Origin of the sequence: Pseudomonas zhanjiangensis (assembly GCF_041027545.1) — a bacterium.
In the GTDB taxonomy this organism is placed as follows: Bacteria; Pseudomonadota; Gammaproteobacteria; order Pseudomonadales; family Pseudomonadaceae; genus Aquipseudomonas; species Aquipseudomonas zhanjiangensis.
Genome location: NZ_JBFTEG010000001.1, coordinates 413,059 through 428,385 on the forward strand (window position 1 = coordinate 413,059; position 15,327 = coordinate 428,385).

General features: G+C 66.9%; 16 protein-coding genes. 7 read left to right on the forward strand and 9 right to left on the reverse strand.

The genetic code is table 11. The features are described 5' to 3' along the window. Positions 1-78: 78 nt before the first annotated feature. From AB5S05_RS01855 to AB5S05_RS01870, 4 genes are all read left to right on the forward strand, one after another. Positions 79-1,227, forward strand: coding sequence for an NAD(P)/FAD-dependent oxidoreductase (locus AB5S05_RS01855; protein WP_369285713.1), 1,149 nt, complete (start codon positions 79-81; stop codon positions 1,225-1,227). 185 nt (positions 1,228-1,412) lie between these two features. Beyond that, positions 1,413-1,685 carry an HU family DNA-binding protein gene (locus AB5S05_RS01860; RefSeq protein ID WP_208707821.1) on the forward strand — a complete coding sequence of 91 codons (273 nt, stop codon included), beginning with the start codon at positions 1,413-1,415 and terminating at the stop codon, positions 1,683-1,685. 147 nt (positions 1,686-1,832) lie between these two features. Next, a complete protein-coding gene (locus tag AB5S05_RS01865; RefSeq protein ID WP_369285714.1) occupies positions 1,833-2,228 on the forward strand; it encodes a helicase in 396 nt (131 codons plus the stop codon). Positions 2,229-2,308: 80 nt separating this feature from the next. Continuing rightward, positions 2,309-3,040 (forward strand): hypothetical protein, encoded by a 732-nt coding sequence (locus tag AB5S05_RS01870; RefSeq protein ID WP_369285715.1) that lies wholly within the window; start codon positions 2,309-2,311, stop codon positions 3,038-3,040. 70 nt (positions 3,041-3,110) lie between these two features. Here the strand turns inward: AB5S05_RS01870 and AB5S05_RS01875 are convergent, their stop codons facing one another. The 3 genes from AB5S05_RS01875 to AB5S05_RS01885 form a co-directional block, all read right to left on the reverse strand. Then, positions 3,111-4,517: an aminoacyl-tRNA deacylase and HDOD domain-containing protein gene (locus AB5S05_RS01875; protein ID WP_369285716.1), complete on the reverse strand. Its 1,407-nt coding sequence runs from the start codon at positions 4,515-4,517 to the stop codon at positions 3,111-3,113. 93 nt (positions 4,518-4,610) lie between these two features. Continuing rightward, positions 4,611-6,686 carry an ATP-dependent DNA helicase RecG gene (recG, locus tag AB5S05_RS01880; RefSeq protein ID WP_369285717.1) on the reverse strand — a complete coding sequence of 692 codons (2,076 nt, stop codon included), beginning with the start codon at positions 6,684-6,686 and terminating at the stop codon, positions 4,611-4,613. Positions 6,687-6,695: 9 nt separating this feature from the next. Continuing rightward, complete coding sequence (locus tag AB5S05_RS01885) at positions 6,696-7,622, reverse strand: hydrogen peroxide-inducible genes activator (protein ID WP_369285718.1); 927 nt, start codon at positions 7,620-7,622, stop codon at positions 6,696-6,698. Between the two features lie 94 nt (positions 7,623-7,716). Between AB5S05_RS01885 and AB5S05_RS01890 the strand changes: the two genes are divergently transcribed. After that, on the forward strand, positions 7,717-8,574 hold the full coding sequence (locus AB5S05_RS01890; RefSeq protein WP_369285719.1) for an NAD-dependent epimerase/dehydratase family protein: 858 nt from the start codon (positions 7,717-7,719) through the stop codon (positions 8,572-8,574). Between the two features lie 28 nt (positions 8,575-8,602). On the opposite strand, the gene AB5S05_RS01895 is transcribed toward AB5S05_RS01890, so the two are convergent. From AB5S05_RS01895 to AB5S05_RS01920, 6 genes are all read right to left on the reverse strand, one after another. Next, positions 8,603-9,343 (reverse strand): hypothetical protein, encoded by a 741-nt coding sequence (locus tag AB5S05_RS01895; protein ID WP_369285721.1) that lies wholly within the window; start codon positions 9,341-9,343, stop codon positions 8,603-8,605. Between the two features lie 50 nt (positions 9,344-9,393). Next, the gene (locus AB5S05_RS01900) at positions 9,394-9,774 is read right to left on the reverse strand and encodes a RidA family protein (protein ID WP_369285722.1); all 381 of its coding nucleotides are present in this window, start codon (positions 9,772-9,774) and stop codon (positions 9,394-9,396) included. 105 nt (positions 9,775-9,879) lie between these two features. Next, complete coding sequence (gene spoT, locus AB5S05_RS01905; RefSeq protein WP_369285723.1) at positions 9,880-11,988, reverse strand: bifunctional GTP diphosphokinase/guanosine-3',5'-bis pyrophosphate 3'-pyrophosphohydrolase; 2,109 nt, start codon at positions 11,986-11,988, stop codon at positions 9,880-9,882. Positions 11,989-12,045: 57 nt separating this feature from the next. Further along, entirely contained in the window at positions 12,046-12,309 is a 264-nt protein-coding gene (gene rpoZ, locus AB5S05_RS01910) for a DNA-directed RNA polymerase subunit omega (protein ID WP_369285724.1), read from the reverse strand. Positions 12,310-12,490: 181 nt separating this feature from the next. Further along, a complete protein-coding gene (gmk, locus tag AB5S05_RS01915) occupies positions 12,491-13,111 on the reverse strand; it encodes a guanylate kinase (protein WP_369285725.1) in 621 nt (206 codons plus the stop codon). A gap of 62 nt (positions 13,112-13,173) precedes the next feature. After that, positions 13,174-14,037, reverse strand: coding sequence for a YicC/YloC family endoribonuclease (locus tag AB5S05_RS01920; protein ID WP_369285726.1), 864 nt, complete (start codon positions 14,035-14,037; stop codon positions 13,174-13,176). Positions 14,038-14,179: 142 nt separating this feature from the next. On the opposite strand from AB5S05_RS01920, the gene rph reads away from it, so the two are divergent. Both rph and AB5S05_RS01930 read left to right on the forward strand, forming a co-directional pair. Next, a complete protein-coding gene (rph, locus tag AB5S05_RS01925) occupies positions 14,180-14,902 on the forward strand; it encodes a ribonuclease PH (RefSeq protein ID WP_369285727.1) in 723 nt (240 codons plus the stop codon). Between the two features lie 27 nt (positions 14,903-14,929). Continuing rightward, positions 14,930-15,298, forward strand: a complete 369-nt coding sequence (locus AB5S05_RS01930; RefSeq protein ID WP_369285728.1) for a DUF4870 domain-containing protein — start codon at positions 14,930-14,932, stop codon at positions 15,296-15,298. Positions 15,299-15,327 lie beyond the last annotated feature (29 nt).

Sequence of the window (15,327 nt, forward strand, 5' to 3'; positions counted from 1 at the left end):
CCGGCAATCCCCCGAATAACCCCATGATGGGGCGTTGGCCGTGCGGCTGGCGCGTCGCGTCAGGATCGAGGAAAGGACATGAGTGCACCCCTGGTAATCGTCGGTACCGGCCTGGCCGGCTACAACCTGGCGCGGGAGTTCCGCAAGCTGGATGGCGAAACCCCGCTGCTGTTGATCAGCGCCGACGACGGCCGCTCCTATTCCAAGCCGATGCTCTCGACCGGCTTCGGCAAGCACAAGGATGCCGACGCCCTGTGCATGGCCGAAGCGGGCGCCATGGCCGAGCAACTGCGCGCCGAGATCCGCACCCACACCCGGGTCACCGGCATCGACCCGGGCCATCGGCGCCTGTGGCTCGGCGAGGAGGCGGTGAGCTACCGCGACCTGGTGCTGGCCTGGGGCGCCGAGCCGATCCGGGTACCGGTGGCCGGCGATGCCGAGGACGCGATCTTCCCGATCAACGACCTGGAGGACTACGCGCGCTTTCGCGCTGCCGCCGCCGGCAAGCAGCGGGTGCTGCTGCTCGGCGCCGGCCTGATCGGCTGCGAGTTCACCAACGACCTCAGCCTCGGCGGCTTCCAGGTCGAGCTGGTGGCGCCCTGCGAGCAGGTGATGCCCGGGCTGCTGCATCCGGCGGCGGCCGCCGCCGTGCAGGCCGGGCTGGAGAGCCTGGGCGCCCGTTTTCACCTGGGCCCGGTGCTGCACAGCCTCAACCACGTCGACGGCGGCCTGCTGGCGCAGCTGTCGGACGGCACCCAGCTCGCCTGCGATCTGGTGATCTCGGCCGTCGGACTGCGCCCGCGCACCGAGCTGGCGGCGGCTGCCGGCCTGGCGGTGGGGCGCGGGGTTCAGGTGGACCGCCTGCTGCAGAGTTCCCACGCCAACATCTATGCCCTGGGCGATTGCGCCGAGGTCGATGGCCTCAACCTGCTCTACGTGATGCCTCTGATGGCCTGCGCCCGTGCCCTGGCCCAGACCCTCGCGGGCAAGCCGACCGAGGTGCGCTATGGGCCGATGCCGGTCACGGTGAAGACGCCGGTTTGTCCGCTGGTCGTGTCGCCGCCCCCGCGCGGCCGCCAGGGCGAATGGACGGTGGAGGGCAGCGGCGCCGATATCAAGGCGTTGTGCCGCGATGGCGACGGGGCGCTGCTCGGCTACGCCCTGACCGGCTCGGCGGTGCAGGAGAAGCTGGCTCTGAACAAGGAGCTGCCGCCCCTGTTGGCGTGAATGTCAGGCATTCTGGCGTAAACAGCCTGAAGCGGCCGACGCAAAGTAGCGTCGCAGGCTGGCGCCGCGCCAGATGTCATGCCATTCTGCCAGGGTCTGCCGCAGCGCAGAGCTGTTGCGGCGCCTTGGCGCTGTTCTGGACGAGCAGCACGGACAACAACAAAAAAACCGTCAAAGAGGCATTTATGCGTAAACCGGAACTCGCCGCCGCCATCGCGGAGAAGGCTGACCTGACCAAAGACCAGGCCAGTCGTGTACTCAACGCCGTACTGGAAGAAATCACCGGTGCCCTGAACCGCAAGGACAGCGTGACCCTGGTCGGCTTCGGCACCTTCGTGCAGCGCCACCGCGGTGCTCGCACCGGCAAAAACCCGCAGACCGGCCAGCCGGTCACGATCAAGGCCAGCAACACCGTCGCCTTCAAGCCGGGCAAGTCCCTGAAAGACGCGGTCAACTGAGCCTCGCCCGTCCGGGGCCGGCAACGGCTCCGGACCCACCCGTGAAATGACTCGTCGGTCGCGCGCCGCCGGCGCTCGATGGGCTGTAGTACTCGTGGCAAACCGCTACAATGCGCCGCCGTTTTCTTCCCCGCCGAGGCCGTGCGCATGAAATTCCGTTTTCTCCTGTGGATGCTGGGTCGCCTGATGGCCAAGGCCAGCCGCGACAATCCCGCCTTCCAGCAACAGCTCGTCGACCGTGACATGCAGTTTCAGCTGCACACCCTGGACGGCAAGATCGCCCGTCATTTCATCGTCAAGAACCAGCGCATCAGCAGCAAGCGCGGTCCGGCCCCCGAGCCGGCCTTTGCCCTCGGGTTCAAGGACGGCGCCTATGGTTTCGCCACCATGAGCGCGAAGAACAAGCAGCTGGCCTTCATGCAGGGCATCCAGAACAAGGACATCCAGATCCAGGGCAACCCGGCGCTGGTGTTGTGGTTCCAGGGCCTGACCAAGTACCTGATGCCGAAAAAGCCGGGCAGCGCCGAGAAAAAGGCGGCCTGATTCCCACTGGCGGGTGCCGCGCCTGGCTGGCGCCCGCGTGATTGGCTAGGCTGCGCTGAGTCACTGCGGAAGCCTTGCTCATGCCAATGCTCATCCTCGCCCTGTTGCTGTCGGCCGGTCTGGCGCATGCCGCGCCGCCCAAAGCCGATGACTTCGCCCCGGTGTTTCAGCTGGCCGGGATCCGCCTGCTCTGTGAACAGACCGCGCCCCTGCTGCGGCGGGGGCTGAGCGGCGAGCAGCGGGCCGAGATGGACAAGGTTTTTGCTGCCGATGCGCTGTGCCTGGACCTGGCCGGGCGATTGGCCGGTACCCTCGACCAGGCTCAATTGGAAAAGGCCCGGGCATTGCTCGACAGCCCGCTGGCCCGGCGTTTCAGCGCCGCGGAGCGGGCGGTGGGCGAACAGGCCAGTGCCCTGGCCGAATACCGTCAGCGGCTCAGCGAGCGGCCGCCCTTGAGCCAGCGCCTGGCCCTGGTGCGGCGCCTGGATGCCGCGGCGCACACCTCCGACCTGGCCGCCCTGTTGCGCTACGAGGTGGGCAAGACCCAGGCACTGCTGGCGCTCAGGGCCCGCGGCGAGACCCTCGATGAGCGGGCGCTGGCGGAGCAGACCCAGGCTCAGGTCGAGGCGCTGCGGGTCAGCAGTGCCCAGGCGGTGGAGTCCTTCATGCTCTATGCCTATCGGCGGATGCCCAGCACCGAGCTGGCCGAGTATGCCGCGCTGTATCGCCAGCCCGAGGTTGCGCGCTTGCTCGAAGGCAGCCTGCGGGCCCTGCCGAAGCTGTTCGCGGCGCGGCGCGGCAAGCTCAAGTAGCCTGCGCGGGACCATGAAAAAGGGACCTGTGCGGTCCCTTCTGGTCTGTGCTGGCTCCCGTGGCCAGGGCTCAGTGCGGCGGGTGGAACTGCGATGCCAGTTCGCGCAGCGCCACCTCGGCGGCGAGCACCTTGTTCACCGCCTCCTCGGCCTTGTCGCGGCTCAGGCCCAGGTCGTCGAACAGGTGCTGGGGAATCTCCCGTTGCGGCCCGGCACCGATGCCCTGATTGCGCAGCAGGCCGACCGCCAGGTTGACCAGGTTGGGGTAGACCGCGTGGGGGCCGGCATAGCTGGGGTCGTGCTGGAAACGCAGGGCGCTGGTGAGTTCTTCCGGCATGTCCCAGTAGCGCATCAGCCAGGCGCCGATCTGCTCGCGGCTGATGCCCAGCAGGTGTTGCTCGACGTAGCTGTGCGACACGTGCGGGTTGACCTCCAGGTGGCGGCAGATCAGCGAGAAATGCGGCGGAAAGACGTGGGCCAGCACCAGGTAGCCGAAGTTGTGCAGCAGCCCGGCGAGGTAGGTCAGGCCGGCTTCCGGGCGCTGGGCGCGGGGCATGGCGCGGGTCAGGCCCTCGATCACCGCGGCGCTGTAGATCGCCTGCTGCCAATAGGGGGTGGCTTGCTGCGGCTGGTCCTTGGGCAGGCTCAGGGTCTTGCCCAGGGCCAGGCCGAGGGCCAGGTTGATCACCAGGTCGAAGCCCAGCACGCGAACGATGGCATCCTCCACCGAACGGATCTTGCCGGGCGCGGCGTAGTAGGGCGAAGCCGCCCAGCTGACCACCTGGGCGGCCAGGGCCGGATCGGTCTCGACCACGCCAGTGATGTCGTCCACGGTGGCGTCCGGGTCGACACGCAGCTTGATGATCCGCTGTGCGGTTTCCTGCAGTGGCGGAATCTCGATGGTTTCTTCCAGGCGCTGCTGGATGCGCCGGGCGGTGAAGGCCTGGACCGCCTGGGTAATTTCCGCGCGGTCGTCGTCCGGGCGGTCCAGGTTCGGCCGGATCGTACTCAGCGGCTCGCCGAAACGCGCCGCGCTGGCCTTGCTCAGCAGGCCCTTGAAGGCCTCGCTGGGAATCTCCAGGAGCACCCCGGGCTGGCCCGACTCGACAAATAGGCTGGGCACCTGCAGCAGGCGCTCATCGTACAGGCAGGGCGAGCTGGTCAGGGGGGGGAGCCCGGGCAGCACGCCGAGTGCATGCTTGGCGAGCATGCGCTGCAGGCGTTCCGGCCTGAGCGCGGTGAGCTGGCGTCCGGTCAGCTCGGTCAGGCGATTGAGATCGAGCAGCTGATCCTGCGGGAACAGCACCAACAGGGCGCCGACCGGATCCTCCAGCAGCACGGCCTGCAGGCGCTGGGCGGCCGCCAGCGTCGACTCCTCGCTGCATGCCCGGTAGGTCACGCCGAGTTTATCCAGCAGTTGCAGGATCACCGCTGGCGGGTTTGGTTCGGTAGCGGGGGCGAGGGCGGCATCACTCATGACGAAGTCCGGTTCAAGGGGAGCAAGTGCTCCGAAGTATAAACAGCAGGCCTGCGGATCGAAGGCTCAGGCGACGGGCGCCTGTGCACTGGTTCACACTTGCCCATATTGTTGGCCATGGCGCAACCAGCGCTCCAGCAGCGGGCTGACATGCTGCGGCCAGCGCGCCAGCAGGGCCTGCGCGGCATCGCGCACCGCCGGCAGCAGGTCGGCGTCGCGCATCAGGTCGGCGACCTTGAACTGCAGCAGGCCGGTCTGGCGGGTGCCGAGCATCTCGCCGGGCCCGCGCAGCTCCAGGTCCTTCTCGGCGATGACGAAGCCGTCGCAGGTCTCGCGCATGATGCCCAGGCGCTCGCGGCCCAGTTGCGACAGCGGCGGGTGGTAGAGCAGCACGCAGTGGCTGGCGGCGCTGCCGCGCCCGACCCGCCCGCGTAGCTGGTGCAGCTGGGCCAGGCCCAGGCGCTCGGGGTTTTCGATGATCATCAGGCTGGCATTGGGCACGTCGACGCCGACCTCGATCACCGTGGTGGCGACCAGCAGTTGCAGCTGGCCCTGCTTGAACTGGTCCATGATCGCGGCCTTCTCCGCCGGCTTCATGCGCCCGTGGATCAGGCCGACATGCAGGCCGCCGAGGGCGGCGGCGAGGTTCTCGAAGGTGGTTTCGGCGGCCTGGCAGGTCAGCTCCTCCGACTCCTCGATCAGGGTGCACACCCAGTAGGCCTGGCGCCCCTCGTTGCACGCCGAGCGTACCCGCTCGATGACTTCCAGGCGACGGCTGTCGGCGATCACCAGGGTGTTCACCGGCGTGCGCCCCGGTGGCAGCTCGTCGAGGATCGAGGTGTCGAGATCGGCGTAGGCGCTCATCGCCAGGGTGCGCGGGATGGGGGTGGCGGTCATGATCAGCTGGTGCGGACAGAGTCGCCCGCCCACGCCCTTCTGGCGCAGGGCCAGGCGCTGCTGCACGCCGAAGCGGTGCTGCTCGTCGATGATCACCAGCGCCAGCTTGTGGAAGCGTACCTCGTCTTGGAACAGCGCGTGGGTGCCGACCACCATGGGTACTCCAGCGGCGATCTGCTCCAGGGCGGCGGCGCGGGCCTTGCCCTTGAGCTTGCCGGCCAGCCAGGCGACCTCGATGCCGAGTGGCGCCAGCCATTTGCTGAAGTTGAGGAAGTGCTGTTCGGCGAGGATCTCGGTCGGCGCCATCAGCGCCACCTGGTAGCCGGCCTCCAGCGCCTGCAGGGCGGCAAAGGCGGCGACCACGGTCTTGCCGGCGCCGACATCGCCCTGCACCAGGCGCAGCATGGGTTCGTCCTGGCTGAGGTCGTAGGCGATCTCGGCGCCGACCCGTTGCTGGGCGCCGGTGGGGCGAAAGCCCAGGTTGTCCAGGTACAGTGCAGGCAGGCGCTTGGCCGGCGGCAGTGCCGGGGCCTGTTGGGCCCGCACCTGTTCGCGCAGGCGCTGCAGCGACAGCTGGTGGGTCAGCAGCTCCTCGAAGGCCAGGCGATGCTGGGCCCAGTGGCGGCCCTCGGCCAGCTCCTCCAAGTCAGCGTCCGCCGGCGGCCGGTGCAGGTAGCGGATCGCCTGATCCAGCGGGGCCAGACGGTAGTCGCGGGCCAGCTCCGCCGGCAGCCAGTCCGGCAGGCTGCGCGGGCCGAGGCGGGCCAGGGCCTGCTCGCTCAAGGCTCGCAGGCGCTGCTGGGTCAGGCCTTCGGTGGTCGGGTAGATCGGCGTCAGGCACTGTTCCACGGCGATCGGTTCGTTGCCGGACAGGGCGCGGTACTCCGGATGGTAGATCTCCAGGCCCGAGGAGCCGGGGCGCACCTCGCCGTAGCAGCGCAGCGCGGTGCCGCGCTTGAGGCCTTCCTTCTGCGCCTGGCTGAAATGGTAGAAGCGCAGCGACAGGGTGCCGCTGCCATCCTGCAGACGTACCAGCAGGCTGCGGCGGCGGCCCATGACCACGTCGGCACCGGCCACCACGCCTTCGACCACCGCGTCCTGGCCGGGCCGCAGGGCGCCGATCGGTACGATGCGGGTGCGGTCCTGGTAGCGCAGGGGCAGATGAAAGAGTACGTCCTGCAAGCTCTCCAGGCCGACCTTGGCCAGCTTCTCGGCCAGGGCGGCGCCGACGCCCTTGAGCGCGGTGACCGATACCGCAGCGAGCTCAGTCATGGGCGAACCCTAGGCGGTTTGCGCTTGCGGACGGGCGACCGAGCACAGACGAATGGAGTCGGCAAGGATCTCGATGGCCTTGGGCCGCGGGAAGCTGGCGCGCCAGGCGATGGCCACGGTGCGAAAGGGGGTCGGGGCGCTGAGCGGACGCACCGCGATCACCCCGGGCGCATAGTGGTGGCTGTCCACCGCCGACAGCGGCAGTATCGACACGCCCAGGCCGGAGGCGACCATATGGCGGATGGTTTCCAGCGAGCTGGACTCCACCGTGGTGTGCTTGCCCTGCTCTTCGCCGCCCTTGCGCAGGCTCGGACAGGCCTCCAGCACCTGGTCGCGGAAGCAGTGGCCTTCGCCGAGCAGCAGCAGGCTCTTGTCGTTGAGCAGCTTGCTGTCGATGCTCGGCATGGCCGTCCAGGGGTGGTCGGCCGGCAGCAGGGCATAGAAGGGCTCGTCGTACAGTGCCTTGGTCAGGACGTCGGCCTCCTGGAACGGCAGGGCGATGATGATCGCGTCCAGTTCGCCGGTGCGCAGCTTGTCGCGCAGCACATGGGTGAAGTTTTCCTCGATATACAGCGGCATCTGCGGGGCCACCTTGTGCAGCTGCGGGATCAGGTGGGGGAACAGGTAGGGGCCGACCGTATAGATGGCGCCGATCCGCAGCGGTGCGGTGAGCTGATTTTTGCCTGCCTGGGCCAGTTCGCGGATGCCCTGGGCCTGCTCCAGCACCTTCTGCGCCTGGGTGACGATGCCCTCGCCGACCGGCGTCAGGCGCACCGCGCTCTTGCTGCGCTCGAAGATCAGCACGCCAAGTTCGTCTTCCAGTTTCTTCACCCCCACCGACAGGGTTGGCTGGCTGACGTGGCAGCGCTCTGCGGCGCGGCCGAAGTGCTGCTCCTGGGCGAGGGTGACGATGTAGCGCAGTTCGGTGAGGGTCATAGTGTTTATCCATTAAATTGCCGCTAAGCATAGCCTTTGCATTGCAATCAACCAACAGGGCTAAACTGGGCGCCTGGGAAATTCGGAGGGGTTTATGGCAAGGGCGACGAGACTACTGATTGCCGGATGCGGCGATGTTGGCAGCCGCGTGGGGCTGCGCCTGGCCGACGCCGGCTGGACGGTGTATGGCTTGCGCCGTTCGGTGGCGGCCTTGCCCGCCGAGTTGCTGGCGGTGCCAGGCGACCTGCAGCTCGACAGCTGCCCGCCCGCCTGGCCCACTGGCGAGCTGGACTACCTGGTCTACTGCGCGGCGGCGACCCAGCACGACGAGGCCGGCTATCGCGCGGCCTACGTGGACGGGCTGCGCCGGGTGCTCGGCTGGCTGGCTCAGTGCGGACAGACGCCCAGGCGCCTGCTGTTCGTTTCCAGCAGCAGCGTCTATGGCCAGCAGGGCGGCGAGTGGGTCGACGAGACGTCGCCGGCACTGGCCGAGGGCTATGCCGGACGCGTGTTGCGCGAGGCCGAGCGCCTGGCCCTGGGCGGCGCTGTTGCCGCCAGCGTGGTGCGCCTGACCGGTATCTACGGGCCGGGTCGGCAGTGGCTGCTCAATCAGGTGCGTCAGGGCTATCGGGTCGCCAGCGAGCCGCCGCTGTACGGCAACCGCATCCATGCCGACGATGCCGCCGGGCTGCTGGCCTTCCTGCTGCAGGCCGATGCGGCGGGGGCGGCGCTGGAGGACTGCTATATCGGCGTCGACGATGAGCCGGCCCCGCTGCACGAGGTGGTCGGCTGGTTGCGCGAGCGGCTGGGCGTGAGCGGCTGGGCCGAGCAGGCCAGCGTGCGCCGCGCCGGCAGCAAGCGCTGCAGCAACGCCAGGGCGCGTGCCCTGGGCTGGACGCCGCGCTATCCGAGCTACCGTGAGGGCTATGCGGCGATCTTGGCGGAGCCCTGAGGTGCGGCGCGCCCGCGGCTAGACACGGCTATTGGCTGCGGCGTTCGAGCAGCCAGCGTTGCGCGCCTTTCTGGTAATCGGGCATCTCGTCGAACGGGGCACGGTTGAGCGCCTCGAAGATGCTCAGCTGTGGGCCGTCGTGCTCGAACAGCCAGGCCTGGCCCTGTTCGCCCAGTTGCAGCCACAGGCTATCGTGCTCGCCGCTCATGGCTGCGCAGTCGCCGGCCAGGCACAGCGCATAGCGCTCTGCACCGGGTAGCCCCTGCACCTGACCGTCGCTGTGGAACAGCACCAGGCCGCCTTCGCCTTGGCCTTGGCGAATGGTCCAGGTGCCGCCCAGGTAGCTGCGGTAGAGCGCCTGTTCGAAGGCGCTGCCGGGTGGGGCGTCGGCGGGTGCGACGCTGTCGGCGCGGACGAAGCGCTGCTCCGGCCAGACGCCGCTGGCTTGCTGGGCCAGTTCATCGCCGTCCAGGCTGAGGTATTCGTGGTAGTCACCGTAGAAGTCGATGCGAAAACGCCCGAGGTCCTCGCCGACCAGTTGTCCCTCGCCCAGCTCGAAACCATTGCTGAAGCTGGCCTGCTGGCGCTGGCCGTCGATCTGCCATTCCAGATTGGGGCCGTAGGCGAGCAGGGCTTCGCGCAGGCTGCCGTGCTCACTGGCGGCCTCGATCGCTGCCCGGTTGATCCAGGTGCCGTTGGGATCGCTGGGCGGGCTGGCGCAGCCGGCGAGCACTCCGTAGGCGAGCAGTAGGCTGAGGCATGGGCGCATGGCGACTCCTGCGCGAGAAGAATGGCGGGGCGCAGGCCCCGCCGCAGGGTTTAGCCGATGACCAGGATGGCGTCCATTTCCACCTGGGAGCCGCGCGGCAGGGCGGCGACGCCGATGGCCGCGCGGGCCGGGTAGGGCTGTTCGAAGTAACGGCCCATGACTTCGTTGACGGTGGCGAAGTGCGCCAGGTCGGTGAGGAAGATGTTCAGCTTGACGATGTCCTTGAACGAGCCGCCGGCGGCTTCGGCCACGGCCTTGAGGTTCTCGAACACCTGCACGGTCTGCGCCTCGAAGCCTTCCACCAGCTCCATGGTTTTCGGGTCCAGCGGGATCTGGCCGGACATGTAGACGGTATTGCCGGCCTTGATCGCCTGGGAATAGGTGCCGATGGCGGCCGGGGCCTTGTCGCTGCTGATAACGCTCTTGCTCATTGGATTCTCCTGGTGAGGGTAGGCGGTGGGCTTGGAGCCACCATTGGGTATTAGCGAGTGGTGGGTTGAGGCTCACTCTAGTGGAATGAGTCTGCTGGCATCGGCTTAAGCGCGAACCCGGTTGATGTGGATCACGCCGGCGAGTGCGCGCAGTTTCTTGATCACCCGGGCCAGGTGGACGCGGTCGTGCACGCTGACCACCAGCTGCACGACGCTGATGCGACCGTCACGCTCGTCCATGCTGATCTTCTCGATGTTGGCGTCGGCGGCGTTGACGCTGCCGGCGAGCAAGGCGATCAGGCCGCGCTGGTGCTCAAGCTCGATACGCAGTTCGACATTGAACTCGCCCACCACGTCCTTGGCCCAGGACAGCTGGATGCATTTTTCCGGGTTGTGGCGGATCTCGCCGATGTTCCGGCAACCCTCCAGATGCACGACCATGCCCTTGCCGGCCGACAGGTGGCCGACGATCGGGTCGCCGGGAATCGGCGTGCAGCACTTGGCGTAGCTCAGCACCAGGCCCTCGGTGCCGCGAATCGCCAGGGGACCTTCGGCGTTCGGCAGTTCATCGCCGTCGCTGGCCAGCAGGCGACGGGCGACCACATAGGCCATGCGGTTGCCCAGGCCGATATCCTCGAGCAGGTCTTCGACGACCTCCAGGCGGTATTCGCCCAGCACCGCCTGCACCCGCTCGGCCGGCAGCTTCTCCAGGTGGCTGTCGAAACCGGTCAGCACCTTGTTCAGCAGGCGCTCGCCGAGGCTGATCGATTCCGAGCGGCGCTGCAGCTTGAGCGCATGGCGAATATGGGTGCGGGCCTTGCCGGTGACCACGAAGTTGAGCCAGGCCGGGTTCGGCCGGGCGCCGGGGGCGGACACGATCTCCACCGTCGAGCCGCTTTGCAGCGGTTCGGACAGCGGCGCCAGGCGGCGGTTGATGCGGCAGGCGATGCAGGTGTTGCCGACGTCGGTGTGCACCGCATAGGCGAAGTCGACCGCGGTGGAGCCTTTGGGCAGCTCCATGATGCGGCCCTTGGGCGTGAACACGTAGACCTCGTCGGGGAACAGGTCGATCTTCACGCTCTCGATGAATTCCAGCGAATTGCCCGCGCGTTGCTGCATCTCCAGCACGCCCTTGACCCACTGGCGGGCGCGGGCATGGGTGCCCTTGGGCTGGTCTTCCTCGTTGGCCTTGTACAGCCAGTGGGCGGCGATGCCGTTGTTGGCCATCTCTTCCATCTCGCGGGTGCGGATCTGGATCTCGATGGGCACGCCGTGCATGCCGAACAGGGTGGTGTGCAAGGACTGATAGCCGTTGGCCTTGGGGATCGCGATGTAGTCCTTGAAGCGCCCCGGCAGGGGTTTGTACAGGTTATGCACCGCACCGAGCACGCGGTAGCAGGTGTCGACCTTGTCGACGATGATGCGGAAGGCATAGACGTCCATGATCTCGTTGAACGCCCGGCGCTTGCCGCGCATCTTCTGGTAGATGCCGTACAGGTGCTTCTCGCGGCCGTGGACCTCGCCTTCCAGGCCTTCGCGCTGCAGGCAGTGGACCAGCGATTCCTCGATCTTGTTGACGATTTCCTTGCGGTTGCCCCGGGCCCGGCGCACTGCGGCGCGGATGCGCTCGGAGCGCATCGGGTGCATGGCCTTGAAGCCCAAATCCTCGAATTCGACGCGCATCGCATGCATGCCCAGGCGATTGGCGATCGGTGCGTAGATTTCCAGGGTTTCCTTGGCGATGCGCCGGCGCTTTTCGCCGGACAACACTTCCAGGGTGCGCATGTTGTGCAGGCGGTCGGCCAGCTTGACCAGAATCACCCGAATGTCACGGGCCATGGCCATGGCCATCTTCTGGAAGTTCTCGGCCTGGGCCTCGGCCTTGGTCTCGAAGTTCATCTGGGTCAGCTTGCTGACCCCGTCGACCAGTTCGGCGACCGACTCGCCGAACTGCGCGTCGAGCGCTTCCTTGGCGATGCCGGTGTCTTCGATCACGTCATGCAGCATGGCGGCCATCAGGCTCTGATGGTCCATGTGCATGTCGGCGAGGATGCACGCCACCGCCAGGGGGTGGGTGACATAGGCCTCGCCGCTACGCCGGCGCTGGCCGTCGTGAGCCTGCTCGGCGTAGAAATAGGCGCGCCGGATCAGGTTGACCTGATCGCTGTCGAGGTAGGTCGAAAGTCGTTCGGCGAGAGCGTCTATGCTTGGCATGGGAGTTCCCCTTGCCAATCCAGGCGCAACGCCGCGTAGCTTCGACCAGGCATGGGCTTACAGAGGCTCGTTGGCCTCATCCTCAAAGGCTGCGAACAGCGGCTCTTCTTCGATGATCTCTTCCTCGGCGACCACCTCATAGCTCATCAGGCCGGCGGCGATTTCGCGCAGGGCGACCACGGTCGGCTTGTCGTTTTCCCAGGCGACCTTCGGCTCTTTGCCGCCGGTGGCGAGTTGGCGCGAGCGCTTGGTAGCGAGCATGACCAGCTCGAAGCGGTTATCAACGTTTTCCAGGCAATCTTCGACGGTAACGCGGGCCATGGTGTTCCTCGTAACTGATGCGGAATGAAACTGGGCCCAGATGGGCGAGTGGACTGAATAGTCTAAAAAATCACCAGCAATAAGGGAAGCGCTATATGTATGGCCGCCTCCCAGACGTGCGGAAAAGGGCCATGCCTGACCCGAGATTTCCGGCGCCGGCATGGTCCTGGGACCCTGTTGCCTACGCTAGCAGTTCGCTGAGCAGGCCGCTATGGCGCTGCTGTTGCGTCGCCTGCAGGAGCTGATTGGCGCGGAAGATGGCCTTCAGGTCGCTGAGGGCGTGGGCGAAGTCGTCGTTGATCACCAGGTAGTCGTACTCGACGTAATGACTCATCTCGCTGACCGCCTCGCGCATGCGCCGCTCGATGATCTCGCCGCTGTCCTGGCCGCGATTGGTCAGACGATGGCGCAGAGCTTCCTGGGTCGGCGGCAGGATGAAGATCGACTTGGATTGTGGCATCAGCCGGCGCACCTGCTGCGCACCCTGCCAGTCGATTTCCAGGATCAGGTCGAAGCCTTCGGCCAGGGTCTGCTCGACCCACTGCTGCGAGGTGCCATAGAGGTTGCCGAACACTTCGGCGTGCTCGAGGAACTCGCTCTTGTCGAGCATCGCATGGAACTGCTCGCGGCTGACGAAGTGGTAGTTCACCCCTTCCACTTCGCCCTGGCGCATGGCACGGGTGGTGTGGGAGACGGAAACGCGGATCTGCGCCTCGCTGTCGATCAGCGCCTTGACCAGGCTGGTCTTGCCGGCGCCGGAGGGGGCGGAAACGATATAGAGGGTGCCGGTGGTAATGGTCATGAAAGCTTCCCGAGACTGTCTTGTTGCTGGTCGTATGAATCTGCCTGGCGCCGGGCCTGGTGTTACTCGATGTTCTGTACCTGCTCGCGCATCTGCTCGATGAGTACCTTGAGGTTGACCGCCGCCTGGGTGCTGCGCGGGTCGAACGCCTTGGAGCCGAGAGTATTGGCTTCGCGGTTGAGTTCCTGCATCAGGAAGTCCAGACGGCGACCGGCCTGGCCGCCTGTCTTGAGTACGCGGCGCACCTCGGTGACATGGGTGCTGAGGCGGTCCAGCTCCTCGGCGACATCGCTCTTCTGGGCAAGCAGCACCAGCTCCTGCGCCAGGCGCTGCGGGTCGAGCTCGGCCTGCATCTCGGCGCAGCGCTCGAGTATCTTCTGCCGCTGCGCGGCCAGCATCTGCGGCACCAGTTCACGTAGCGCGGCCACCTCGGCGAGGATGGCATCCAGGCGCTCGCCGATCAGCTTGGCCAGCTCGGCGCCTTCGCGCGAGCGGCCTTTCTTCAGTTCGTCCAGGGCCTGGTTGAACAGCGCCAGTGCGGCCTTGTTGAGCGCCTGCGGGTCGACCGCGTCGGCGACCAGCACGCCCGGCCAGCCGAGCACCTCCAGCGGGTTGAGCGCGGCCGGCTGCTTGATCAGGCTGGCCACGCTCTCGGCAACGGCGACCAGCTGGGCGGCGCGCTCGCGATCGACTTGCAGCGGCTTGCCGGCGCTGTCCTCGGCGTAGCGCAGGGTGCACTCGACCTTGCCTCGCGACAGTCCCTGGCGCAGCGCCTCGCGCACAGCGCCCTCGAGGTCACGGAAGGCTTCCGGCAGGCGCAGGTGGGGCTCCAGGTAGCGGTGGTTGACCGAGCGCAGCTCCCAGCTCAGGGTGCCGTTGGACCCGGCCTGCTCGGCACGGGCGAAGGCCGTCATGCTGTGAATCATGGGGGCGAACCTCGCGGAAAGACAGAAGCAAAGGCGCAGGATTGTAGCGCAGTGCGTCGCTCGCTCCCAATTGGTCGTGTCGTAGCGGGGCTGCGACCTCTATAATGCTCGGCAGATTTCAAGCCAGAGTAGGTATTCCCCGATGAAACGTCCCAGTGGCCGCGCCGCCGATCAGTTGCGCTCGATTCGCATCACCCGCAACTACACCAAGCACGCCGAGGGTTCGGTTCTGGTCGAGTTCGGTGATACCAAGGTGATCTGCACGGTCAGCGTCGAGTCGGGCGTGCCGCGCTTTCTCAAGGGCCAGGGTCAGGGCTGGCTGACCGCGGAGTACGGCATGCTGCCGCGGGCCACCGGCGAGCGCAACCAGCGCGAGGCCAGCCGTGGCAAGCAGGGCGGCCGCACCCTGGAGATCCAGCGTCTGATCGGCCGCTCGCTGCGCGCCGCCCTGGATATGTCCAAGCTCGGCGAGTTCACCCTGTACGTCGACTGCGACGTGATCCAGGCCGACGGTGGCACCCGCACCGCGGCGATCACCGGCTCGATGGTGGCGCTGGCCGATGCGCTCAAGGCGATCAAGAAACGCGGCGGCCTCAAGGCTGGCGACCCGCTCAAGCAGATGATCGCCGCCGTGTCGGTGGGCATGTACCAGGGCGAGCCGGTGCTCGATCTCGACTACCTTGAGGATTCGGCCGCCGAGACCGACCTGAACGTGGTGATGACCAGTGTCGGCGGTTTCATCGAGGTACAGGGCACCGCCGAAGGCGCGCCGTTCCAGCCCGAGGAGCTGAACGCCATGTTGGCCTTGGCGCAGAAGGGCATGGCCGAGCTGTTCGAACTTCAGCAGGCGGCGCTGGCAGACTGAGGCGTTTGAGCCGTTCGGGGGGGGAGCATGGAGCAACAGGAACTCGTACCGACGCCGGGGCCGGAAGCGCGCAAGTGGGCGATGTTCTGTCATTACGCGGCGTTCTTCTGGTTTCTGGTGCCGATGGTCGGCAACGTGATAGGGCCGCTGATTGTCTGGCAGATGAAGAAGGACAGCGCGGCCTTCGTCGATGACCAGGGGCGCGAGGCGCTGAACTTCCAGATCACCTTCAGCCTGGCCATGATGCTCTGTGGCGTATTGGCCTGGGTGGTGATCGGCTTTCCGCTGATGTTGCTGGTCAGTGTCACCGCGCTGGTGCTGACGATCATCGCCGGGATCAAGGCCAATGCCGGCGAGGCCTATCGTTACCCCATCTGTTGGCGGCTGATCAAGTAACCCGCTGTTCAGAAAAAAAGCCGGCATCG